This is a genomic window from Dankookia sp. GCM10030260, assembly GCF_042666655.1.
In the GTDB taxonomy this organism is placed as follows: domain Bacteria; phylum Pseudomonadota; class Alphaproteobacteria; order Acetobacterales; family Acetobacteraceae; genus Paracraurococcus.
Genome location: NZ_JBHTDE010000011.1, coordinates 92,073 through 112,875 on the forward strand (window position 1 = coordinate 92,073; position 20,803 = coordinate 112,875).

The 20,803-nt window shown below is 71.2% G+C and carries 22 protein-coding genes; 13 read left to right on the forward strand and 9 right to left on the reverse strand.

The features are described from left to right. Nucleotides 1-30: 30 nt before the first annotated feature. The 5 genes from ACFQS7_RS24755 to ACFQS7_RS24775 form a co-directional block, all read right to left on the reverse strand. Entirely contained in the window at nucleotides 31-687 is a 657-nt protein-coding gene (locus ACFQS7_RS24755) for an ABC transporter ATP-binding protein (RefSeq protein WP_380069824.1), read from the reverse strand. Continuing rightward, nucleotides 680-1,435, reverse strand: a complete 756-nt coding sequence (locus ACFQS7_RS24760) for an ABC transporter ATP-binding protein (protein WP_380069825.1) — start codon at nucleotides 1,433-1,435, stop codon at nucleotides 680-682. Before ACFQS7_RS24760 ends, ACFQS7_RS24755 begins: the two co-directional genes overlap by 8 nt. Continuing rightward, a complete protein-coding gene (locus tag ACFQS7_RS24765; RefSeq protein ID WP_380069826.1) occupies nucleotides 1,432-2,424 on the reverse strand; it encodes a branched-chain amino acid ABC transporter permease in 993 nt (330 codons plus the stop codon). The genes ACFQS7_RS24760 and ACFQS7_RS24765 overlap by 4 nt, the downstream gene beginning before the upstream one ends. Further along, nucleotides 2,421-3,356 carry a branched-chain amino acid ABC transporter permease gene (locus ACFQS7_RS24770; protein ID WP_380069827.1) on the reverse strand — a complete coding sequence of 312 codons (936 nt, stop codon included), beginning with the start codon at nucleotides 3,354-3,356 and terminating at the stop codon, nucleotides 2,421-2,423. The genes ACFQS7_RS24765 and ACFQS7_RS24770 overlap by 4 nt, the downstream gene beginning before the upstream one ends. 75 nt (nucleotides 3,357-3,431) lie before the next feature. Beyond that, nucleotides 3,432-4,748: an ABC transporter substrate-binding protein gene (locus ACFQS7_RS24775; RefSeq protein WP_380069828.1), complete on the reverse strand. Its 1,317-nt coding sequence runs from the start codon at nucleotides 4,746-4,748 to the stop codon at nucleotides 3,432-3,434. Nucleotides 4,749-4,879: 131 nt separating this feature from the next. Between ACFQS7_RS24775 and pdxY the strand changes: the two genes are divergently transcribed. Continuing rightward, a complete protein-coding gene (gene pdxY, locus ACFQS7_RS24780) occupies nucleotides 4,880-5,728 on the forward strand; it encodes a pyridoxal kinase PdxY (protein ID WP_380069829.1) in 849 nt (282 codons plus the stop codon). A 164-nt stretch (nucleotides 5,729-5,892) separates the two neighbouring features. On the opposite strand, the gene ACFQS7_RS24785 is transcribed toward pdxY, so the two are convergent. Continuing rightward, nucleotides 5,893-6,381 (reverse strand): hypothetical protein, encoded by a 489-nt coding sequence (locus ACFQS7_RS24785; RefSeq protein ID WP_380069830.1) that lies wholly within the window; start codon nucleotides 6,379-6,381, stop codon nucleotides 5,893-5,895. Between the two features lie 100 nt (nucleotides 6,382-6,481). On the opposite strand from ACFQS7_RS24785, the gene ACFQS7_RS24790 reads away from it, so the two are divergent. Continuing rightward, complete coding sequence (locus ACFQS7_RS24790) at nucleotides 6,482-7,507, forward strand: amino acid ABC transporter substrate-binding protein (RefSeq protein ID WP_380069831.1); 1,026 nt, start codon at nucleotides 6,482-6,484, stop codon at nucleotides 7,505-7,507. Between the two features lie 9 nt (nucleotides 7,508-7,516). Here ACFQS7_RS24790 and ACFQS7_RS24795 read toward each other — a convergent pair whose 3' ends face one another. Both ACFQS7_RS24795 and ACFQS7_RS24800 read right to left on the reverse strand, forming a co-directional pair. After that, nucleotides 7,517-7,750, reverse strand: coding sequence for a hypothetical protein (locus ACFQS7_RS24795; protein WP_380069832.1), 234 nt, complete (start codon nucleotides 7,748-7,750; stop codon nucleotides 7,517-7,519). Nucleotides 7,751-7,827: 77 nt separating this feature from the next. Then, nucleotides 7,828-8,859: an AEC family transporter gene (locus ACFQS7_RS24800; RefSeq protein WP_380069833.1), complete on the reverse strand. Its 1,032-nt coding sequence runs from the start codon at nucleotides 8,857-8,859 to the stop codon at nucleotides 7,828-7,830. Between the two features lie 2 nt (nucleotides 8,860-8,861). On the opposite strand from ACFQS7_RS24800, the gene ACFQS7_RS24805 reads away from it, so the two are divergent. The 6 genes from ACFQS7_RS24805 to ACFQS7_RS24830 all read left to right on the forward strand — a co-directional run bounded on the left by ACFQS7_RS24805 (nucleotide 8,862) and on the right by ACFQS7_RS24830 (nucleotide 16,334). After that, on the forward strand, nucleotides 8,862-9,929 hold the full coding sequence (locus ACFQS7_RS24805; RefSeq protein ID WP_380069834.1) for an LLM class flavin-dependent oxidoreductase: 1,068 nt from the start codon (nucleotides 8,862-8,864) through the stop codon (nucleotides 9,927-9,929). A gap of 72 nt (nucleotides 9,930-10,001) precedes the next feature. Then, on the forward strand, nucleotides 10,002-10,988 hold the full coding sequence (locus tag ACFQS7_RS24810; RefSeq protein ID WP_380069835.1) for a TAXI family TRAP transporter solute-binding subunit: 987 nt from the start codon (nucleotides 10,002-10,004) through the stop codon (nucleotides 10,986-10,988). A 78-nt stretch (nucleotides 10,989-11,066) separates the two neighbouring features. Continuing rightward, nucleotides 11,067-12,980: a TRAP transporter permease gene (locus tag ACFQS7_RS24815; RefSeq protein ID WP_380069836.1), complete on the forward strand. Its 1,914-nt coding sequence runs from the start codon at nucleotides 11,067-11,069 to the stop codon at nucleotides 12,978-12,980. Beyond that, a complete protein-coding gene (locus ACFQS7_RS24820) occupies nucleotides 12,974-14,002 on the forward strand; it encodes an amino acid ABC transporter substrate-binding protein (protein ID WP_380069837.1) in 1,029 nt (342 codons plus the stop codon). The genes ACFQS7_RS24815 and ACFQS7_RS24820 overlap by 7 nt, the downstream gene beginning before the upstream one ends. A gap of 519 nt (nucleotides 14,003-14,521) precedes the next feature. Next, nucleotides 14,522-15,265 carry a sulfite exporter TauE/SafE family protein gene (locus tag ACFQS7_RS24825; protein WP_380069838.1) on the forward strand — a complete coding sequence of 248 codons (744 nt, stop codon included), beginning with the start codon at nucleotides 14,522-14,524 and terminating at the stop codon, nucleotides 15,263-15,265. A 52-nt stretch (nucleotides 15,266-15,317) separates the two neighbouring features. After that, nucleotides 15,318-16,334 (forward strand): hypothetical protein, encoded by a 1,017-nt coding sequence (locus tag ACFQS7_RS24830; RefSeq protein WP_380069839.1) that lies wholly within the window; start codon nucleotides 15,318-15,320, stop codon nucleotides 16,332-16,334. Here the strand turns inward: ACFQS7_RS24830 and ACFQS7_RS24835 are convergent. Further along, nucleotides 16,298-16,657 carry a DUF427 domain-containing protein gene (locus ACFQS7_RS24835; protein ID WP_380069840.1) on the reverse strand — a complete coding sequence of 120 codons (360 nt, stop codon included), beginning with the start codon at nucleotides 16,655-16,657 and terminating at the stop codon, nucleotides 16,298-16,300. The two genes, ACFQS7_RS24830 and ACFQS7_RS24835, sit on opposite strands and share 37 nt — an antisense overlap. A 113-nt stretch (nucleotides 16,658-16,770) precedes the next feature. Between ACFQS7_RS24835 and ACFQS7_RS24840 the strand changes: the two genes are divergently transcribed. The 5 genes from ACFQS7_RS24840 to ACFQS7_RS24860 all read left to right on the forward strand — a co-directional run bounded on the left by ACFQS7_RS24840 (nucleotide 16,771) and on the right by ACFQS7_RS24860 (nucleotide 20,748). Further along, complete coding sequence (locus ACFQS7_RS24840; RefSeq protein ID WP_380069841.1) at nucleotides 16,771-17,142, forward strand: hypothetical protein; 372 nt, start codon at nucleotides 16,771-16,773, stop codon at nucleotides 17,140-17,142. A 55-nt stretch (nucleotides 17,143-17,197) separates the two neighbouring features. Then, nucleotides 17,198-17,638 carry a hypothetical protein gene (locus ACFQS7_RS24845; RefSeq protein WP_380069842.1) on the forward strand — a complete coding sequence of 147 codons (441 nt, stop codon included), beginning with the start codon at nucleotides 17,198-17,200 and terminating at the stop codon, nucleotides 17,636-17,638. Nucleotides 17,639-17,642: 4 nt separating this feature from the next. Then, the gene (opgC, locus tag ACFQS7_RS24850; protein ID WP_380069843.1) at nucleotides 17,643-18,740 is read left to right on the forward strand and encodes an OpgC domain-containing protein; all 1,098 of its coding nucleotides are present in this window, start codon (nucleotides 17,643-17,645) and stop codon (nucleotides 18,738-18,740) included. Between the two features lie 56 nt (nucleotides 18,741-18,796). Next, the gene (locus tag ACFQS7_RS24855; RefSeq protein WP_380069844.1) at nucleotides 18,797-19,948 is read left to right on the forward strand and encodes an amidohydrolase; all 1,152 of its coding nucleotides are present in this window, start codon (nucleotides 18,797-18,799) and stop codon (nucleotides 19,946-19,948) included. A gap of 278 nt (nucleotides 19,949-20,226) precedes the next feature. Further along, nucleotides 20,227-20,748 carry a hypothetical protein gene (locus ACFQS7_RS24860; RefSeq protein ID WP_380069845.1) on the forward strand — a complete coding sequence of 174 codons (522 nt, stop codon included), beginning with the start codon at nucleotides 20,227-20,229 and terminating at the stop codon, nucleotides 20,746-20,748. The last annotated feature ends 55 nt before the right edge of the window (nucleotides 20,749-20,803 follow it).

Sequence of the window (20,803 nt, forward strand, 5' to 3'; positions counted from 1 at the left end):
AGCGCGAAGGGGGCAGCGGCGGCCGCCGACCTACGCCGGGGCGATCTCCCCACGCTCGATGACGAAGGTGCGTTCGACCAGCGGGCGCAGCAGTCCCGGATTGCTCTCGGTGATCAGGATGGCGACGTCGGGCAGCGCCTGGTGCAGCCGCTTGAGCGCCTCGGCGTAGCGCATCGCCAGGGCCGGGGCGAGGCCCTGGAAGGGCTCGTCCAGCAGCACCGCCCGCGTGCCGACCATCAGCGCCCGGCCGAGCGCCACCATCTTGCCCTGGCCGCCCGAAAGGCCCGCGGCACGGCGCGGCGCCAGGTCCTTCAGTTCCGGCAGCAGGGCGAAGACGGCGTCGAGCCGCCGCGCCACCTCGGCCGGGGCCAGGCGCAGCACCTCGGCCGGCAGCAGCATGTTCTCCCGCACCGAGAAGCTGCCGAACAGGCGGCGCTCCTCCGGCGCATAGCCGATGCCCAGGCGGGCGCGGTGGTGCGGCGGGACGTTCGTCGCCTCCTGTCCGTCGATCACCACGCGGCCGGCGCGCGGCGGCAGCAGGCCCATCAGGGTGCGCAGCGTGGTGGTCTTGCCGGCGCCGTTGCGGCCGATCAGGGCGACGCGGCCGCCGGGCGGGACGACGAGATGGACATCGCGCAGCACCGGCACGCCGGCGATGTCGATGGAGACGTTGTGCAGCTCAAGCATGCGTCTCGATCCCGATGACGTCGCGCAGCACCGCGGGGTCGGTCAGCACCTGCTGCGGCGGACCGAGGGCGGCGATGCGGCCTTGGCTCCAGACCGCGACGCGGTCGGCGAAGCGGGCGACGACGTCCATGTCGTGCTCGACGAAAACGGCCGTGACGCCGGTGTCGCGCAGCACGCGGACCAGCGTCTCGACGATACCCATCTTCTCGGCCGCGGCGACGCCGCTGGTGGGTTCGTCCATCAGCACCAGGCGGGGCTGCAGGGCGACCGCCATGGCGATGTCGGCCAGCTTGCGGGCGCCCTCGTTCAAGGCATCGGCACGGGATTCGGCGACCGGGGCCAGGCCGAAGCGGTCGAGCAGCGCCATGGCCTGGTCCCGGTAGCGGGGCCGCAGCAGCGGCGTGAAGGGCGACCAGATGCCGGCATGCGCGGCGATGGCGAGCGCGGCGTTCTCCAGCACCGTGTGCTCGGTGAACAACTGCGGCAGCTGGAAGCTGCGGCCGATGCCGCGGCGGACGATGGCGCGGGGCGACAGGCCGATGATCGGCTGGCCGTCATAGGTGATCGTGCCGCCCTGCGGCTTCAGGTAGCCGGTCGACATGTTGATGAAGGTGGTCTTGCCGGCGCCGTTCGGGCCGATGATGGCGAGGAACTCGCCCGGCATGACGTCGAGGTCGATGCCGTCGGCCGCCTTGACGCCGCCGAAGGCGAGCCGGAGGCCACGGGCCGAGAGAAGCGGTTGGGTCATGCGCGCCCCTTCAGCCGGCTGGTCAGCATGCCCCAGACGCCCCCTGGCGCGAACAGGATCACGGCCAGCAGCACCCCGCCCAGGATCATCTGCCAGGCATCGGCCACGGCGGCTGCGGCATAGACCCGCACCAGCTCGAAGGCCGTCGCACCCAGGAATGGCCCGAGCGCGCTGCCGGCGCCGCCGAGGATGGCGATGAAGACCAGCTCGCCCGAGGAGGTCCAGTAGGCGAGCTGCGGCGTGACATGCCGCGTCGTCATCGCCACCAGCGTGCCGCCGACGCCGCCCATCACCGCCGACATGACGTAGGCGAAGAGCAGCACGCGGCGGGCGGAGACGCCCATGAATTCCAGCCGAGTCTCCCGCGTCTTGATGCCGGCCAGGGCCCGGCCCATCGGCGAGGCGAGATAGGCCCGCACCAGCAGGCCGAAGCCGATCGCCAAGGCGAGCGCCAGGCCGAACATCACCCATTCCTGGGTATCGCGGTCGGGCGTGACGCCGGCGAAGGTCAGGCCGGCGACGCGGATGCCGTCGGTGCCCTTGGTCAGGGAATAGAGCTTCTCCAGCAGCGAGTAGAGCACCATCGACAGCGCCAGGTTCAGCATGCCGAAGAAGATGTCGCGGTAGCGCACCACGAAGAGCCCGATGACCAGGCCGAGGATCCCCGCCAGCAGCGCGCCGAGCGGCAGCAGCAGCAGCGCCTCCGGCATGGCGGGCGCGAGGAAGGCGACGGTATAGGCGCCGACCGCGAGGAACATGCTGTGGCCGAAGCTGACCTGCCCGGCGCGCAGCAGCAGCAGGATGCCCAGCACCGCGATGCCCTTGGCCAGCGCGATGGTGAGGACGAATTTCAGCCAGGGCGCCAGGAAGGCGACCAGGACCAGGGCCGCGGCGCCGAGGATGGCGAGCAGCGGTTCGACCACGCGCATGGGCTGGCGCGGCCGATTCACGTCATGCGCCTGCGGCGCCCGGCGATCGGACGCGCTCATACCCGCCGCGTCTCCAGCACGCCGAACAATCCCTGCGGGCGGACCAGCAGCACGGCGACCATGATGATGTAGGGCACCACGACCTCGAATTCCGGCGCGAGGTAGACGGCGATGGACCTGCCGAGGCCGATCATCAGGGCGGAGATCGCCGCGCCCTCGATCTGGCCGAGCCCGGCGGTCGCCACCACCGCGAAGGAGAGCACGATGGTCTGCGCGCCGATGCCGGGGACCAGCGAGGTGGTGGGGGAGGCCAGTGCGCCGCCGAGCGCCGCCAGCGCGGCGCCGAAGGTGAAGGTCAGCAGCGTCACGCGGGCGGCGTCGATGCCCATGGCCATCGCCGCCTCCTTGTCGGTGGTGACGGCGACGATCACCCGCCCGGTCAAGGTCCGCCGCAGGAACCAGGCGAGGCCCGCCAGGGTCGCCACCGCCACGCCGGGCAGCACGAAGAGCTGGTAGGCGGTGAAGGGGATGACGTCCTGGCCGAAGGGGACGTCGACGGTGCCGAGGAATTTCATCGGCGTGTCCTGCATGATCGGCTGGACGCCCCAGATCAGCTTCTGCACGTCCTCCAGGATCATGAACAGGGCGAAGGTGACGAGAAGCTGCAGCACCTCCTCCTGCCCGTAGATCCGCCGGAGGATCAGCTTCTCGATCAGCGGCCCGAGGATGCCGCCGACCAGCGCCGCCGCCAGCAGCAGCCCGACATAGCTGGCCCAGGCCGGCAGGCCGAGCGAGGCGAAGAACAGGCCGACGGAGGCCGCGGTATAGGCGCCGATGGCGAAGAGGCTGCCATGCGCCACGTTCACGATGCGCAGCACGCCGAACACCATGTTCAGCCCGACCGCCACCATGAAGACCAGCGCCGCATAGGCAAGCCCATCCAGCAGGGCCAGCCCAAGCAGCAGCCCGTTGTCGGTCAGCCATTCAGCCATGCAGCAAACTCACAAAGAATGAAGGGATCGCGGCATTGCCGCGATGGGGGGAGTGCCTCCCCCGCGGCGTGCTGCCTAGCCGGCGATCGGCGGCGCCATCTGCGCCAGGATGTCGGGCTTCAAGGTCTTCAGCCACTCCACGCTCTTCATCCCGACTGGCGTCGAGACCATCGCCGCGGGGAAGATCACCATGTCCTTCGGCACCGCGAAGGGGAAGCGGTCGTTGAAGCTGCTCATGCCGACGATCTGGTCCTCCAGCCCCTGGCCATCCTCGCGCAGGGTGATGGTGGAGGTGGGAGTGTCGAAGGTCAGGCCGCGGAAGGCATTGGCCAGTTCCTGGTCGTTCGGCCAGCCGCCGCCCTTGGCGGCGATCGCCTTGGCGAAGCCGGCCTGCATGGCGGAGATCGCCTGGGCCATGTGGTGGCAGGGGTAGATCGGGTATTCGTTGAACTTCGCCCGGTAGCCATCGACGAATTTCGCCAGCCGCGCCGGGTCCTTCGGCTTCGGGTGGTTGTTCCAATGGTCGCCGCGGGTGCCGATGACATGGCCCGCCGCCATGTTCTTGCCGAGGATCTGCATCGAGGCCTCGGCCACTGGCAGGACGAAGGTCGAGCGCTCGAACAGCTTCCGTTCGGAGGCCTGGCGGACGAAGGTGACGAGGTCGCCGCCCCAGGAGGTGGACAGGATCACGTCGGGCCGGGTCGCCAGCAGGCGGGTGACCTCGGTGCTGTAGTCGGTGGCGCCGAGCCGGGGGAACATCTCCGCCACCACGCGCACGCCGGGCTTCAGCGCATCCATGCCGGCCTTCCACATCTCCCAGCTGTCGCGTCCCCAGGCATAGTCCTGGTTGATCACCGCCAGCGTCCTGAAGTCGGGCTTGTTCTTCAGGAGGTACAGCAGCGGGGCCAGGACTTCCGGCGTGCCGTAGCCCTGGGTGCGGAAGGCATAGGGGTGCGGGCCTTCCTCGAAGATGCGCTGGGTGCCGCAGTCCCAGAGCAGGGTGGTCTTCTTCATCTCGTCGGACAGCGGCGTGCAGGCCAGGCACGAACCGGAGGAAATGGAGGCGAAGACGATATGCACGCCCTCGTTCTGCACCAGGCGGCGGTACTCGCCGACCAGGTGGTCGGTGCCCGGGGCCTCGTCGACGAAGAAGGGCTTCACCGGCACGCCGCCGATGCCGCCGGCCTTGTTGATCTCCTCGAACAGCATCTCGGCGGTCTGCTTGGCCGGGACGCCGAAGACCGAGGCCGCGCCGGAGAGGAAGGTGGTGATGCCGACCCGCAGCTCGGTGGGCTTGGTCTGCGCCCCGGCATTGCCGCCGGCGAGCAGCAGGCTGCCTGACGTGGCGGCGGCGCCGAGCATGGCGGCGCGGCGGGTGACGGCATGGGTCATGGCGGGCGTGTCCTCCTCGGGTGTCCAGGCTTGGCGGCTTGGTTGTGGCCAGGATGCCGGTACAGGGCGCAAGTGGGAAGGGGCGTTCGGCCCGGTTCCGGCCCGGGCCGATCCAGGCTAGCCTCGGCGGCGTGAACATCCTCTCGATCCAGTCCTGGGTCGCCTATGGCCATGTCGGCAATGCCAGCGCGGTCTTCCCGCTGCAGCGGCTCGGCGCCGAGGTCTGGGCGATCAACACCGTGCAATTCTCCAACCACCCGGGCTATGGCGCCTGGCGCGGCCAGGTGTTGCCGGCCTCCCTGATCTCCGACTGCGTCCAGGGCATCGCCGAGCGCGGCGTGCTCGCTCAATGCGACGCGGTGCTGACCGGCTATGTCGGCGATGCCGAGACCGGGGCGGCGATCCTCGACGCGGTGGCGCGGGTGAAGGCGGCCAACCCGGCGGCGCGGTGGTGCTGCGACCCGGTGATCGGCGACATCGGCCCGGGCGTCTATGTCCGCAGCGGGATCCCGGAATTCTTCCGCGACCGCGCCCTGGCGCTGGCCGACATCGCCACGCCCAACCAGTTCGAGCTGGAATGGCTGACCGGCCGGCGCATCGCCACGCTGGCGGATGCCAAGGCCGCGGTCGCCGAGCTGCAGGCCGGCGGGCCGCGCTGCGTGCTGCTGACCTCGCTGCGCACGGCGGAGACGCCGCCCGGCTCGCTCGACCTGCTGGCGGCGGAAGGCGACTCGGCCTGGCGGGTGCGCACGCCGCTGCTGCCGATCGCGGCGAATGGCGCGGGCGATGCGATCGCCGCGCTCTTCCTGTTCCACCGGCTGCGCAGCGGCAGCGCGCGGGTGGCGCTGGAATGCGCCGCGGCCTCGATCCACGGGCTGCTGCGGCGGACCGCCGAGGCCGGCTCGCGCGAGTTGCTGACCGTGGCGGCGCAGGAGGAATTCGTGGCTCCCAGCCAGGGCTTCGTGGCGGAGCGCTGCTGAGCCGGGGTCAAGGCCAGGGAGGAAGTGTCCTCCGGTTGGACGCAGTGCGTCCAAGCCTCCTCTGTTTCTCCGAGTCCGGCATTCGCCGCGCGGCAGGTGCCGACTCACGAGGAGGAAGGGTGGGGTTTGGGGAGGGAATGCTTTTCCCTCCCCGACCTGGCCTCTCAGCCCGGCCGGAACCCGTCCAGCACCGCGGCCAGTTCCGCCTCCAGCCCCGCCCAATCGGCCTCGGGCGCGGAGGCGACCAGCAGCCAGCTCCGCTCCGGCCCGTAGAGGCAGACCGCGCGCAGCACCACCGGCACGCCGCTCGGCTGGCCGATGGCGCGGGCCTGGATCACGTCGCCCGGCAGGCCGGCCAGGCGCAGGTGGTCCTCGGCCGGCAGGTCGCCGACCTGGAAGGGGCGCAGGCTGCGCAGCGTGCGGGCCAGGTGGCCGGGCCGCGCCGCCGGCGGCACCGGGCGCTGGGCGCGGATCAGCAACATGCCGGTCTCCGCCGCACCGCGCGGCGCGGCGACGTCGCGCAGCACGGTCCAGCCCAGGGCACGGGTGACGACGCGCATGTGCTCGCCCTCGGTTACCCGGAATGGCGCCTGCGCCGCGGCGCCGGCGGTGGTCAGCAGCAAGGCGAGCAGGGCCGGCAGGATGCGACGCATGCCTCCGCAGGTGTGTCCGTGGCCGGGCCGGCGCAAGCCCGCCCCTTGCCGGCGGCGGCCGCCGGCCAGCATCATCGCCGCCGGGATCGGGAGAGATCGGATGCGGAGTCTGTTCGGCGTGGCGCTGGCCGCGACCCTTGGCGCGGGCATGGCCTGGGCGCAGCCCCAGTCATCGGGGCCGACGCTCACCGCGGTGAAGCAGCGCGACATCCTGGTCTGCGGCACCTCGACCGGCGCCGCCGGGTTCTCGACGCCCGACAGCCGGGGCGAGTATCGCGGGCTGGACAGCGACCTCTGCCGCGCCACCGCCGCCGCCGTGCTGGGCGACCCCGCCAAGATCCGCTGGGTGCCGCTGACCAGCACGGCGCGGCTGCCCGCCCTGCAGTCCGGCCAGGTGGACGTGCTGATCCGCACCACCACCTGGACCCAGGTGCGGGACACCGCCAACGGGCTGAATTTCACCGCGGTCAGCTTCTACGACGGCCAGGGCTTCCTGCTGCGCAAGTCGCTCGGCCTGGCCAGGGCGACCGACCTGCAGGGCGCCTCGATCTGCGTCACCGCCGGCAGCACCAACGAGCTGAACCTGGCCGACTGGGCGCGCATCAACAAGGTGGACTACCGCCCGGTGGTCTTCGAGCAGAACGACGAGGCGCGGCGCAGCTACCTGGCCGGCCGGTGCGACGCCTATTCCACCGATGCCAGCCAGCTCGCCGGGCTGCGGTCCAGCTTCCCCAGCCCGGAGGAGCACGTGATCCTGCCGGACATCATCAGCAAGGAACCGCATGCCCCGGTTGTCCGGCACGGCGACGACCAGTGGTTCGACATCGTCCGCTGGACCTTCTTCGCCCTGCTGACGGCGGAGGAGCTCGGCATCACCCAGGCCAATGTCGAGGCGCAGCGGGCCAGCCCGAACCCGGAGGTGCGGCGCCTGCTGGGCCTGACCGGCGACCACGGGCCGCTGATGGGGCTGGACCGGGCCTGGGCCTACAACGCCATCAAGGCGGTGGGGAATTACGGCGAGATCTTCGAGCGCAACCTCGGGATGGGCAGCGCGGTGAAGCTGCCGCGCGGGCTGAACGACCTGTGGTCCCGTGGCGGGCTGATGTATGCGCCCCCCGTCCGGTAGGGGCGGGCCTCAGCCCAGCTGGTCCATGAACCCGTCATCCGGCACCCGGAAGCGCTCCGGCTTCGCGGGCTGCGGCAGCAGCCAGACGGGGCGCGAGGAGGACGGCTCCCGCACCCGCGGGGGCGGGCCGAGGAAAGGCAGCACGTCGCCGGCGCTGGCGGCGGCCGGGTAGGGCTCGGCGCAGCCGCCGAGCAGGGGGATCACGGCCATCATGGCCGCCAGGGTCGCTGTGCCGCGGGTCATGCGCCTTCTGCCCTACAGATCGTGGGGGGGGCGGCGCAAGTGACGGAGCGGCGACCGGGGTGGGGCAGAGGCGGCCGTTACGGCAGCGGCACCGGGCCGGTGAGCAGCCAGGCGGTCACCGGAAAGGCCAGCGCCGCGATCACGGTGGACAGCAGCACCACCGCCGAGACCGAATCGGCCCCGGTGTGGAAGCGCTGCGCCAGGACGAAGGCGTTGGTCGCGGTCGGCATCGCCGCCAGCATGACCCCGGCCTGGACCCAGAACAGTTCGAGGCCCAGCAGCGGCCCCAGCAGCAGCCAGGCCAGCAGCGGATAGGCCACCAGCTTGCCCGCGGTGGCAGCGCCGGCCGCGAGGACCAGCCGGCGGTCGAGCCGCAGCCGCCCGAGCGTCCCGCCCAGGGCGAAGAGCGCGGTCGGCCCGGCCGCGGCGCCGAGGAAGCCGAGGAAACGCTCGATCGGGCCGGGGATGGCCAGGCCGAGCGCCCCCAGCAGGGCGCCGGCCGAGATCGCCAGCAGCACCGGGTTGAGCAGCAGCGACCGCAGCACCCGGCCGAAGACCCCGCGCTCCCCCATCGGCGCCATCAGCACGCTGCCGAGGGCGATGACGATGGCGACCTCGGACATGATGGCCATGGCGACCGGGCCGGCGCCGCGCTCCCCCAGCAGCGGCAGCAGCAGGGGCGGGCCGAGATAGCCGACATTGCCCATGGCGGCCGAGGCGGCGATGGCCGCGGCCTGGCCGCGGCGCCGCCCGGCCAGCAGCATCGCCGCGGCCATGCTGCCGAAGAAGACCGCCAGGCAGGCGCCGAGGTAGCCGCCGAAGAAGCGCGGCTCGAAGCTTTGCGCCAGGGGCTGGGCGGCCATCAGCCGCAGCAGCATGGCCGGCAGGGCGAAGCTGAAGGCGAAGGTGCCGACCGCGTCGGTCACCGCCGGCGCGACGGTGCCGCGCCGCACCGCGGCCCAGCCCAGGCCGACCACGGCGAAGATCGGCAGGCAGAGCGAGAGGAACCCGAGCACAAGGCCACCATAGCGGGTGGCAGCGGCAGCGCCAGCATGCTTGCCCTCGACGCCGGAGCGCGCTTCGCTGCGGCAAAGCACGGAGGGACGCACCCATGGAATTCGGGATCGCCATGCCGACGGATGCCGAAAGCTGGCGCCTGGCGGAACGCGCCGAGGCGCTCGGCTTCCGCTCCGCCTGGTTCTACGACACCCAGATGCTCTCGGCCGACTGCTTCGTCGCGATGGGCGCGGCGGCGATGAAGACCCGCCGCATCCGGCTCGGCACCGGGGTGCTGATCCCGTCCAACCGGATCGCCGCGGTCACCGCGAATGCCTTCGCCACGCTGAACAAGCTGGCGCCGGGGCGGGTCGACATGGGCCTCGGCACCGGCTTCACCGGCCGCCGGGCGATGGGCCTGGGTGCGATGTCGCTGAAGGATTTCGCCGAGTACATCCGGGTGATGCTGGCGCTGCTGCGCGAGGAGACGGTCGAGACCGAGATCGAGGGCGAGCGCCGCAAGATCCGGCTGCTGAATCCCGACCTCGGGCTGATCGACACAAGCACGCCGATGCGGCTGCACCTGGCCGCCGCCGGGCCGCGGGCGCGGGCGATGTGCGCCCGGCTCGGCGCCGGCTGGATCAATTTCTTCTCCGACGTCCCCGCCGCCGTCGCCATGCTGGGCGAGATGCGCCAGGCCTGGGAGGCGGCCGGCCAGGCCGCGCCGCTCGAGGCCACCGCCTTCGTGCTCGGCTGCGTGCTGGAAGACGGCGAGCCCCATGACAGCCCGCGCGCCGTCGCCCAGGCCGGGCCGCGCGCCGCGGTGCTGCTGCACCGCGCGGCGGACGAGGTGCTGTCGGGCCTGCCCAACATCTCCCCGGTGCCGGAGAGCTGCCGCGCGGCGGTCGAGGGCTATGTCGCGCTGGCCAGGACCTTCGAGCCGAAGGACGCCCCGTACCTCGAGAACCACCGCGGCCACCTGATGTTCGTCAAGCCGGAGGAGCGGCCCTTCGTCACCGGCGAGATGATCCGCATCAGCAGCTTCACCGCCACCGAGGCCGAGCTGAAGCGCCGCATCGGCGACCTGCGCGACGCCGGCTACACCGAGTTCACCGTGCAGATCGTCCCCGGCCAGGAGCAGGCGATCGAGGATTGGGGCCGGATCATGCGGGCCTTCCGCTAGCGGCACGCTCCCGGTTGCCGACCGGCGCGCCGCACCGCACAATCCCCCGGTCAACCCGGGAGAATCTGGCCGATGAGCCTCCTCTGGACGCGGCGCGTCCTCGCCGGCGGCGTGCTCGCCGCCCCCTTCATCCGTGCAGCACGGGCGCAGCAGAGCCTCGAATGGGTCGCCGGCTCGCTCGGCGGCGGCTGGTACACCATGGCGGCCGGGCTCTCCTCGCTCATCAAGGACGAGAACCCGGACATCCAGATCCGCGTCGTCCCCGGCGGCGGCCTGGCCAATTCCACCCGGGTCAACCGCAACACCTCGCCGATCGGCTGGGGGATCGACGCCTTCGTCGCCTCCGCCCGCCGCGGCGAGGACCCCTACAAGGAGGCCCATCCGGCGCTGCGCTGCCTCGGCAGCGGCTATTCGCCGACCGAGCACCACTTCCTCCGCCGCGCCGATGCGGGGCCGGAGGACATGAAGTCCATCCTGACCATGAAGGGGCTGAAGATCGCCTGCCCGCAGCGGTCCTCGACCGACGAGATGACGCTGCAGCGCATCCTGAAATTCCTCGGCACCAGCCCCGAGCGCATCCGCGCCGAGGGCGGCACCTACCTGAACGGCAGCTATGCCGATATTGGCGCCGCCTATACCGACGGGCAGGTGGACTACCTGTACGCCGCGCTGGCCCGGCCGGCGGCGATCTTCACCGAGATCGCGCAGGGCCGCCGCACCGGCAAGCTGGTGGCCTTTCCCGCCGATGTCCGCAAGCACCTCATCGACACCTACGCCTATGCCGAGGGCGTGCTGCCGGCCGCGACCTACCCGGCGCTGCAGTCGGCCGACGTGCCGGTGACGACGATGGACAGCGTCATCATGGTGCATGAGAGTCTGGCCGATGAGGTGGCCCGGAAGATCACCGCCACGCTGATCCGCAACAAGGGCCAGCGCCTGGTGAACATCCATGCCAGCATGGGCGCCTGGGACCCGGCGACCTCCTGGAAGTACCAGGGCCTGCCGCTGCACCCCGGCGCGATCAAGGCCTTCAAGGAGGCCGGCGCGATGCCCGCCTGACCGGCGCGGGGCGGCGCCCGTCGCCGCCCCGACGCAGGGAACGACACACGGCCCCGCGACATTTTTCTGGGACTTGCCATGCGCGACCTGGCCGTGCCGCTCAAGCTTGCCGTCACCCTCTGGCTGGCCGCCGCCGCCGCCATCCATCTGTATTTCGGCGGCTTCGGCTTCCCCGAGCCGATCACCATGCGCGGCTTCCACCTGCTGGTCTTCGTCCCGCCGCTGTTCCTGCTCTACCCGGCGCGCCGGGCTTCCCCCATGTCCCGCCCCAGCCTGCCGGACTGGGCCTGGGCTCTGGCCGCCGCGGCGCCGCATGCCTGGGTCATGGGAAACTGGGACGTGGTCTCGGACCGCATGGAATACGTCGATCCCTTCTCGCCGGTGATGATGCTGCTCGCCGTGCTGGCGATCGTCACCCTGCTGGAGGCGACGCGGCGCGCGGTCGAGGTCGGGCTGGCCTGGATGATCATCATCAGCCTCGCCTACATGCAGTGGGGCCACCTGATCCCCGGCGTGCTGAACTCGCGGCCCTTCACCCCGGCCGAGATCCTCGAGGCCTCCTGGCTGGTGCCGACCGCGGGCGGGGTCTACGGGCCGCTGACCGGCATCGTCGCCACCACCATCGCGGTCTTCATCGTCTTCGGCAGCTTCATGCAGGGCAGCGGCACGGGGCGGCTGTTCAGCAACCTCGGCGCCGCCGCCGCCGGCCGCTTCACCGGCGGGCCGGCCAAGGTCGCCGTCATCACCTCGGGCCTGTTCGGCACGATGAGCGGGTCGTCCGTCTCCAACGTCATCACCACGGGTGCGATGACCATTCCGCTGATGACCCGCATCGGCTACAGGCCCGCGGTCGCCGGCGGGATCGAGAGCGCGTCGAGCGTCGGCGGCGCGCTGATGCCCCCCGTTATGGGCGCCGCGGCCTTCGTCATGGCCGAGATCACCAACATCCCCTATGCGCAGATCGTGGTCGCCGCGGCGATCGGCGCCGTGCTGTACTACTTCGCCATCCTGGTCGCCGTGCATGTCGAGGCCAAGAAGGCCGGCATGGCGCCGATGGCCGCCGAGCACATCCCGCCCTGGCGGGAGGTAGGCCAGGACGCCCATCTTCTCATTCCCGTCGCCATCCTGGTCTGGCTGATGATGGAGCGCTGGTCCGGCAACTACGCCGCGTTCTGCGCCACCATCGCCATGGTCGTGGTGGCAGCACTTCGCCGCCGCACCCGCATGGGCGGGCGGCAGGTGCTGGAGAGCCTGGCCAATGCCGGGCAGACCATGGCGCCGCTGGCGGTCTCCATCGCCGGGGCCGGCATCGTCGTCTCGGCGCTGACCGCGACGGGGATGGTCGTGGCGCTCGGCGGCATCATCAAGGACCTCGCCGGCGGCAGCTTTCCGCTGCTGCTGGTGCTGCTGGCGGTGACCGTGCTGGTGCTGGGAATGGGGCTGCCGACCACGCCCTCCTACATCATCGCCGCGGCCATCGGCGTGCCGCAGATCCTCGACCTCGGCAGCGTGGCACTCGGCGTCCCGGCGCAGGATCTGGTGCTGCCGGCGCATCTCTTCATCTTCTACTTCGCGGTGCTGGCGGATGCCTCGCCGCCCGTGGCCGCGGCGGCCTTCGCGGCGGCGGCGATCGCGCGGGCCTCCCCGTTGATGACCAGCATCCATGCGACGCGGCTGGGCATCGCCGGCTTCACCGTGGGCTTCGCCTTCCTCTATGACCCCGGCATCATGCTGCGCGGCGGGCCCGGCGCGATCCTCGTCGCCACCGCCATCCAGGTCGCCGCGCTGACCGCGCTGTGTGCCGCCTATGCCGGCTACCTGCTGCGGCCGATCGGGCCGGTGCTGCGCATCGCACTCGGCCTGGCCGGGGCGGCGGCGGCCTTCTGGCACGGCATCCCGGACTTGGCGCGGCTCGCGGTCGCCGCCGGGGCGCTCGGGGCGCTGGCCGCGCTGCAAGTCTACCGCCCGCTGCGAGGAAAAGAGCGATGCTGAAATCCCTTGGAATGACGCTCGGCCTGCTGCTGGCCGGCGGCGCCGCGGCGCAGACCGTGGCGCCGCCCGGGCCCACCCTGGCCGCGGTGCGCGCCCGCGGCGCGCTGTCCTGCGGCATCTCGACCGGCGACCCGGCCTGGAGCGCGCCCGACAGCCGCGGCGAATGGCAGGGCATGGATGCCGATGTCTGCCGCGCCATCGCCGCCGCGACGCTGGGCGATCCGAAGAAGCTGGTCTGGCAGCACCTGACCGGGCAGAACCGCTTCCCCGCCGTGGTCACCGGCCAGGTCGAGGTGCTGACCCGCACCACCACCTGGACCTTCATGCGCGACGCGACGCTCGGGCTGAATTTCACCGCGCCCAACTTCTACGACGGCCAGGGCTTCCTGGTCCGCGCCAACGGCGGCATCACCGCGGCGAAGCAACTGGACGGCGCCAGCATCTGCTTCGTCTCCGCCAGCACGCACGAGCTCAACCTGGCGGACTGGTCGCGGGCGCAGAAGCTCCGCTTCACCCCGGTGATCTTCGCCGACAAGGACGAGGCCCGCCGCGCCTACGAGGCCAACCGCTGCGACAGCTACACCGGCGATGCCAGCCAGCTCGCCGCCATCCTGGCCGGCTTCCCCGACCGCGCCGCGCATGTGCTGCTGCCCGACCGCATCAGCAAGGAACCCTACGCGCCCGCGGTGAAGCAGGGCGACGACCAGTGGTTCGACATCGTGCGCTACGTGATGTTCGGACTGGTCGAGGCGGAGGAGCTCGGCATCACCCGGGCCAATGCCGACCGGATGCTGGCCGAGAGCCCGAGCCCGCCGGTGCAGCGGCTGCTGGGCAGGACGGGCGAGCTCGGGCCCGGGGTCGGGCTGGACCGCGCCTGGATGCTGAACGCGATCAAGGCGGTGGGGAATTACGGCGAGATCTACGACCGCCACCTGGGCCGCGACAGCGTGGTGAAGCTGGAGCGCGGGCTGAACGAGCTGTGGAGCCGGGGCGGGCTGATGATCTCCCCGCCGATGCGGTGAGGCCGGAGGGGCCGGACCGGCCGCGTCCGCGGCGGGTCAGGCCGGCGGGATGCCCGACGGCCACCGCGGCCGCGGGCGGGGAGGACCCTCGGCGCGCCAGGCTGGCGGGCCGGTCGGGTTGCGCGGGTCGCCGGGCGGGGATCGGCCGGGGCGGCCGGCGATCGATCCCGGGTGATCGATCGGCGCAGGTCGGGACCAACCGGCACCCGCCGCGCGGCAGGTCCCAACCCGGAAAAGCCGATGGAGGGGCTCGGGGGAGGCAATGCCGCTCCCTCCCCAGGCCTGCTGTCCTGCCTCGCCGGGCCGTCGATCGCGCCACCACCCCACGGCCCTGCCGGGCCGCTGCGGCTCGATGAGAGGCGCGGGGTTTGACGGGCCGGGGCCGGCCGCGCCCCGGCCCTTGGCGCGACGGCAGGCCGGCGGACGCCTTGCCCTATGCGGCGCGGCCAATCGACGGGAAGGTGTTGCCGGCGGGGCGGGCGGAGCGCGGCCCGGACCGGGACAGGAGGCGATACGGGCTTGGATCCCCTGATCGGCGTGGTGGCGCTCGGGGCCGCGGCGGGCGGCTTCGTGCAGGGCCTGTCGGGCTTCGCCTTCGGCCTGGTGGCGTTGAGCATCTGGGCCTGGGTGCTGGACCCGGTGCTGGCCGGGCCGCTGACCGTCTTCTGCTCGCTGCTCGGTCAGTTGCTGTCGATCGGTAGCCTGCGCGGCAGCCTCGACATGCGGCGCGCGCTGCCCTTCATCCTCGGCGGGGTGGTGGGGGTGCCGATCGGCGTCGCGCTGCTGCAGCGGATCGACCCGGTGGCCTTCCGGCTGGCGGTCGGGCTGCTGCTGGTGGTCTGGTGCCCGGCCATGCTGCTGGCCCGCGCCCTGCCGCGCATCACCCGCGGCGGCGGAGCGGCGGATGCGGCGGCCGGGCTGGTGGGCGGGGTGATGGGCGGGATCGGCGGGCTGACCGGACCGGCGCCGACGCTCTGGGTGACCTTGCGCGGCTGGGGGCGGGATGCGCAGCGGGGGGTGTTCCAGGCCTTCAACCTGGCGATGCATGCGCTGACCCTGGCGACCCTGCTGGCCAGCGGCACCTTCCCGGCGGCGGCCTGGCCGCTCTGCCTGGTGGCGGCGCCGGCGATGCTGCTGCCGGCGCTGCTGGGCGCGCGGCTGTACCGGCGGTTCAGCGACGCCGCCTTCCGCCGGGTGGTCCTGGGGCTGCTGGCGCTGTCGGGTCTGGTGCTGGTGGCGGGGTCGCTGCCGAAGCTCTGGTGACGCGCCGGGGCTTGCGCTAGGGCGGGGCCGACCTGCCGGAGTGACCCGCCCGATGCGCCGACTGCTGCTGCTCGCCTGCCTGGCCGGACTGGCGCTGCCCGCCCGGGCCGAGCCGGTCCGCTTCGTCGCCTTCGGCGACATGCCCTATTGCCGGCCGGAGGCGCCGGAGCGCTGCGCCGCCGAGGAGGGCCGCGTCGCCCGGCTGATGGCGACGATCAACGCGGCGCGGCCGGCCTTTTCCATCTTCGTCGGCGACACCAAGGGCGGGGCGGAGCTCTGCACCGACGACACGCTGCTGCGCGCCTTCACCTGGATGGGGTTGGCCGACCACCCGCTGGTCTACACGCCGGGCGACAACGAGTGGACCGATTGCTGGCAGGACCGCGCCGGGCGGTTCGACCCGCAGGAGCGGCTGGCACTGTTGCGGCAGCGCTTCTTCGCCGGCACGGGCAGCCTCGGGCGGCGGCCGATGCCGCTGGTCCGCCAGGCGGCGCCGACCGTCGAGAATGCCCGCTGGATGCGCGACGGCGTGCTGTTCCTGACGCTGCACGTCCCCGGCAGCAACAACGGCCGGCCGGCCGAGCCGGGGGAGCCCGCCGCGCGGTCGCTGCCGCAGGGCGAGGCGGCGCTGGCGGAGTTCACCGCGCGCGACGCCGCCAACCGGGCCTGGCTGGCGGAGGGGTTCGCCGCGGCGCCGGAGGCCCGGGCCGCGGTGATCTCGATCCAGGCCGACATGTTCTACCGCCAGGTCTGCGGCCATGGCTACGACAGCGGCTACCGCGCGATCCGCGACGCCATCGCCCGCGCGGCCGCCGCGTTCGGCCGGCCGGTGCTGCTGATCAACGGCGACAGCCATGTCTTCGTCCACCACGAGCCGCTGGAGGCCGCGCCCAACCTCACCCGGCTGATCGTGCCGGGGGAGGATGACGTGCAGGCGGTGGTGGTCACGCTCGACCCGGCAGCCGAGAAGCCCTTCCGCTTCGAGCTGATCGGCGAGGCGGGCGTGCCGCCGCAGCGGCCGCCCTGCGCCGGTTATACTTCCTCGATGCGGTCGACGCGGTCGGGGTAGAAGGCGAGGTGGCCGGCGATCTCGGCCATCGCCGGGAAAGGTGACTCGTAGCTCCAGATGGCATTCTCGGCGCGGCGGCCGCCGGCCTCGATGCTGTAGTAGCTGGCATCGCCCTTGTAGGGGCAATGGGTGCTGCGCTCGGTGCGGCGGAGCAGCGCCGGGTCGGCATCCTCGCGCGGGATGTACTGCACCGGCGGGTAGCTCGCCTCCTGCAGGGTCAGGGCGCGGCTGGTCTCCGCCACCACCTGGCCGGCGAAGGTGACGCGCAGCCGCTTCGGGTTGGGCGTGATGCTGATGGGATGGTCGGGGCCGGGGAGCTTCATGCGGGGTCCTCCTGCGCGTCAGATGGGGCTGGTCGGCCGAAAATCGTCGCAACGGTGGGGGTAACCACCCCGGGCGGCCCGGCGAAACATCCCCGTCACCAGGAGTAGTTGCCATGAGCCGCAAGATCATCCTCGCCGTTGCCCTGACCGCCTTCGCCGGCATCGGCGCCGCCCAGGCGCAGCGCCAGGCCACCGCCGCCATGATGCAGCCCGGCCAGAGGATGCAGATCGCCGCCGGCCTGGGCAAGGGCACCGTGCAGCAGGTGATGATCTCGCCCGATGGCGGCGGCATCGACATCGTCTACGCCATGCCGGCCGGCGCCCCGGAATCCCGCCGCGTGCTGCGGCTGGAGAACGTCAACGGCATGCTGGAGGTGATCTACGACACCGCCATGCCGCAGCCGATGAGGCTGGGCAGCGGCGGCACGCCGCGGCTGACCCCGAACGGCCAGGGCATGTACGACGTCACCTACGACAAGAAGTAGGGCGCAACGCGCGGCGGCCCCGACGGGGCGCCGCGCCCGGCCATCGGAGAGCGCCATGCAAACGGACAAGGACCGCATCCTGCGCCTGCTGGCCTGGGGGGCCGCGATCTGGATCGCCTATGAATTCCTCTGGTACGAGCAGTACAAGCTGGCCGGCCCGACCCTGGTCTTCGACCGGCTGAGCGCCTGGTCCGGCATCCCGGAGAAGCCCTTCCGGCTCTTCGTCGCCGGCATGGAGATGCTCGCCGCGCTGCTGGTGCTGGTCCCGCGCAGCCGGGTCTTCGGCGCCGCCTTCGCGCTGGGGATCATGTCCGGGGCGATCGGCTTCCACCTGTTCACGCCGCTCGGCGTCGATCCCTACGAGGATGGCGCCACGCTGTTCAAGGAGGCCTGCTTCACCTGGGCGATGGCCGCCTTCGTGCTGTTCGCGCACCGGGATGAAGCCCTGGCGCTGCTGCGGCGCTATGCCCCCTTCCTGGGAATGAAGGCGGCCTGAGCCGATGACCCTGCAGCGACCGGTACGTGACACGCGGCTCGACCTGTTGCGCGGCTGGCTGCAGCTGCAGATCTTCGCCTCCCACGCGCATGGGTCGCTGATCGGCGCCTGGCTGATCAGCGCGGCCTGGGGCTTCTCCGACAGCTCGGAGCAGTTCGTCTATCTGTCCGGCTTCGCGCTGGGCTCGGTCTTCACGCTGAAGGCGCATCGGGGCGGCTGGCGGGCCGGCGTGGCCGACCTGCTGCCGCGCATCCGGCGGCTCTGGGCCACGCATCTGGTCGTGGTCTGCGGCATGGCGGCGATGGTGATCGCGGTGGAGATGGCCACGCCTCTGCCCGGGGAGGCCGGGCGGCTCGGCTGGGGCTGGCTGCTGGCAGCGCCCTGGTTCGCGCTGCCCGGCGCCGCGACCCTGCTGTGGCAGCCCACGGGCATGGGCATCCTGCCGGTGTTCCTGTGGTCGATGCTGCTGCTGCCCGGCTTCGCCTGGCTGGTGGAGCGCGTGGGCGCCTGGGCGCTGCTGCCGTCCTTCGCGCTGTACGGGGCGGTGCAGGCCTGGGGCTGGCACCTGCCGGGCCTCGGCGGGACGGAGGTGGAGTTCAACCCGCTCGCCTGGCAGCTGCTGTTCGTGCTCGGCGCCTGGTTCGGCCGGCGGGCGCTGTTCCGGGGGCGGGCCGTGGGCGTGAACCGCTGGCTGCTGGGCGGGGCGCTGCTGGTGCTGGCGGCCGGGGTGCTGGGCAAGCTGGCCGAGCATCAGGGGGTCGCCGACCTCTCGGCCCTGACCCTGAAGCAGGACCTGGCGCCGGCGCGGGTGCTGCACAGCCTGGCGCTGGCCTATGCCGTGGTCTGCCTCTGGCGGGTGCGGGAGGTGGCCTTGCGCGGCCCGCTGGCGCGCGCGCTGGCGGCGGCCGGGCGGCAGAGCCTGCATGTCTTCTGCGTCGGCCTGTTCCTGTCCCATGGCGTGGCGGTGCTGTTCCGGTTGCTTGGCTGGACCCCGTGGCTGGAATTGCTGGTGGTGGCCGGCTGCGTCGCGCTGCTGGGCTTCGCTTCGCTGTCGGATGGCGTGCCCCGATTGACCCGCGCGCTGAAAGGCTTCCAGAAATAGCGGGCGGGTCCGGGGGGATGCTCCCCCCCGGCCTTGCTTCCCTGGGGGTTCGCACGATGCTGCTGTCGAATTGCAGATTGGCCGACGGCCGCACCGGCATGCATGTGCTGGTCCGCGGCGACCGGGTCGCGGCGATCCTCGACGCCCCGGTGGCGGACCCCGAGGTGGTGGACGTGGGCGGCGCCCTGCTGCTGCCCGCCCTGACCGACTTCCACCTCCACCTCGACAAGTCGCTGTTCGGCCTGCCCTGGATGCCGCACGCCGCCGGCCCCGACCGGATGAGCCGGATCGAGACCGATGCCCGCGTCCTGCCCGCACTCCCGGTGGCGCCGCGCGCCACCGCCATGCTGCGCCGGTGCCTGGCGGCCGGGACGGTGCATTTCCGCAGCCATGTGGACATCACCCCCGCCTTCGGCCTGCGCAACCTGGAGGGCGTGCTGGCGGTGAAGGCCGCCCATGCCGGCCAGTGCCACATCCAGACGGTCGCCTTCCCGCAGGCAGGTGTCATGCGGTCGCCGGGGACGCTGGAGCTGTTGGAGGAGGCGCTGCGGCAGGGGGCGGAGGTGCTCGGCGGGCTCGACCCCTGCGAGGTGGACCGCGACCCGAAGGGGCAGCTCGATGCGATCTTCGGCTTGGCGGCACGATTCGGGGTGGGGCTGGATATCCACCTGCATGAGGCGGGGGAGCTGGGGCTGTTCAGCCTCGCCGAGATCTGCGCGCGGACCCGGGCGGCCGGCATGCAGGGCCAAGTCTGGGTGAGCCACGGCTTCGCCCTGGGCGCGGCGCCGGAGGGGAAGCTGATGGCGGCGGCCGCGGCGATGGCGGAGGCGGGGGTGGGGCTGGTGAGCCACGGGGCCGGGGCGGCGCCGCTGCCGCCGCTGCTGCGGCTGGCGGAGGCCGGGGTGCCGATCGCGCTGGGCAACGACAACATGCGGGATACCTGGGGGCCCTATGGCACCGGGGACATGCTGGAACGGGCGGCGATCATCGGCTGGCGGCTGGATGCGCGGACGGATGCGGCGATGGAGCGGCTGTTCGGCTGGGTGACGGAGGGTGGGGCGCGGTGCCTGGGGCTGGAGCCGCCGGCGGTGGCGGTGGGGGCGGTGGCGAGTTTCGTGAGCGTGGCGGCGGAGGGGGTAGCGGAGGCGGTGGCGCAGCATGGGGGGCGGGGGGTGGTGGTGTTTCGGGGGAGGGTGGTGGCCAAGTGAGCGAGTCATTCTCGATTCGAGGTCAGGACAGTATAATCGTTGCTTGCAAGAGAATTTCTTCGGGTATTTGGTTCAATATACAATATATCATACATATTACTTTTTACGACGGCGCCATCACCGTCTCAAAGAAAAGGTTTGATCTCGTTTCTTTAAGGCTTTATAACGACAGCTAATTGGGCACTGTGGAAGCTCTCGGAAAGCTGGAGTCGGACGTGCGGATATATAGCTTCGAGATCGACGGCCTCATGGGGCGCGCTGAAAGAGTTACCGGGTCAATGTCGGAAGACCTGAATATTTTAACAGGTAGGAACGGCGCAGGAAAAACAAGCGTACTCAAGTTACTCTGGGCGATAGTTAGTGGAAATATTATAATTGCACTTGATGAGGTAAATTTTACTCGCGCAAAAGTCGTAACTGATCATTATGAATGTATTGTGCATAAGATTAATAAAAGAACGTGTCGTGTTGAGTTTCTGTCAGAAGATGAGGATGTGGTTTTAGAAGATATTGATGATGACGAAGGCAACATAGTGGAAAATGCAGAAGACGCTGCAAATGAAAGACTTATACAATTCGGCAGTTCTTTATTTTTTCCTACGTTTCGCCGTATAGAAGGTGGATTTTCGATTTCTCCTTCTCGTGCAAACGGGATCAACACGCGTCAGAGCCGCGCTCGTGCAGACTTAGAAGAGTCTCTGGTGACGCTTTCCCGGGGGCTTACGCATGTAATTACCCACCCCCCTTGCGCGGGAGTGGGTTGGCTGATTCGATCCTGGCATGCAGCGGGACGCGCTTGAGCGGCTAAGCAAGGCAGAGCTGATCGAGCTGGTGCTGCGGCTGCAGCGGCCGGAG

Excerpts from the sequence above, each read along its gene's own strand:
- ACFQS7_RS24755 (WP_380069824.1), bottom strand. The coding sequence starts at position 687 with ATGCTTGAGCTGCACAACGTCTCCATCGACATCGCCGGCGTGCCGGTG.
- ACFQS7_RS24760 (WP_380069825.1), bottom strand. The coding sequence starts at position 1,435 with ATGACCCAACCGCTTCTCTCGGCCCGTGGCCTCCGGCTCGCCTTCGGC.
- ACFQS7_RS24765 (WP_380069826.1), bottom strand. The coding sequence starts at position 2,424 with ATGAGCGCGTCCGATCGCCGGGCGCCGCAGGCGCATGACGTGAATCGG.
- ACFQS7_RS24770 (WP_380069827.1), bottom strand. The coding sequence starts at position 3,356 with ATGGCTGAATGGCTGACCGACAACGGGCTGCTGCTTGGGCTGGCCCTG.
- ACFQS7_RS24775 (WP_380069828.1), bottom strand. The coding sequence starts at position 4,748 with ATGACCCATGCCGTCACCCGCCGCGCCGCCATGCTCGGCGCCGCCGCC.
- ACFQS7_RS24785 (WP_380069830.1), bottom strand. The coding sequence starts at position 6,381 with ATGCGTCGCATCCTGCCGGCCCTGCTCGCCTTGCTGCTGACCACCGCC.
- ACFQS7_RS24790 (WP_380069831.1), top strand. The coding sequence starts at position 6,482 with ATGCGGAGTCTGTTCGGCGTGGCGCTGGCCGCGACCCTTGGCGCGGGC.
- ACFQS7_RS24795 (WP_380069832.1), bottom strand. The coding sequence starts at position 7,750 with ATGACCCGCGGCACAGCGACCCTGGCGGCCATGATGGCCGTGATCCCC.
- ACFQS7_RS24805 (WP_380069834.1), top strand. The coding sequence starts at position 8,862 with ATGGAATTCGGGATCGCCATGCCGACGGATGCCGAAAGCTGGCGCCTG.
- ACFQS7_RS24810 (WP_380069835.1), top strand. The coding sequence starts at position 10,002 with ATGAGCCTCCTCTGGACGCGGCGCGTCCTCGCCGGCGGCGTGCTCGCC.
- ACFQS7_RS24815 (WP_380069836.1), top strand. The coding sequence starts at position 11,067 with ATGCGCGACCTGGCCGTGCCGCTCAAGCTTGCCGTCACCCTCTGGCTG.
- ACFQS7_RS24820 (WP_380069837.1), top strand. The coding sequence starts at position 12,974 with ATGCTGAAATCCCTTGGAATGACGCTCGGCCTGCTGCTGGCCGGCGGC.
- ACFQS7_RS24830 (WP_380069839.1), top strand. The coding sequence starts at position 15,318 with ATGCGCCGACTGCTGCTGCTCGCCTGCCTGGCCGGACTGGCGCTGCCC.
- ACFQS7_RS24835 (WP_380069840.1), bottom strand. The coding sequence starts at position 16,657 with ATGAAGCTCCCCGGCCCCGACCATCCCATCAGCATCACGCCCAACCCG.
- ACFQS7_RS24840 (WP_380069841.1), top strand. The coding sequence starts at position 16,771 with ATGAGCCGCAAGATCATCCTCGCCGTTGCCCTGACCGCCTTCGCCGGC.
- ACFQS7_RS24845 (WP_380069842.1), top strand. The coding sequence starts at position 17,198 with ATGCAAACGGACAAGGACCGCATCCTGCGCCTGCTGGCCTGGGGGGCC.
- opgC (WP_380069843.1), top strand. The coding sequence starts at position 17,643 with ATGACCCTGCAGCGACCGGTACGTGACACGCGGCTCGACCTGTTGCGC.
- ACFQS7_RS24855 (WP_380069844.1), top strand. The coding sequence starts at position 18,797 with ATGCTGCTGTCGAATTGCAGATTGGCCGACGGCCGCACCGGCATGCAT.
- ACFQS7_RS24860 (WP_380069845.1), top strand. The coding sequence starts at position 20,227 with ATGTCGGAAGACCTGAATATTTTAACAGGTAGGAACGGCGCAGGAAAA.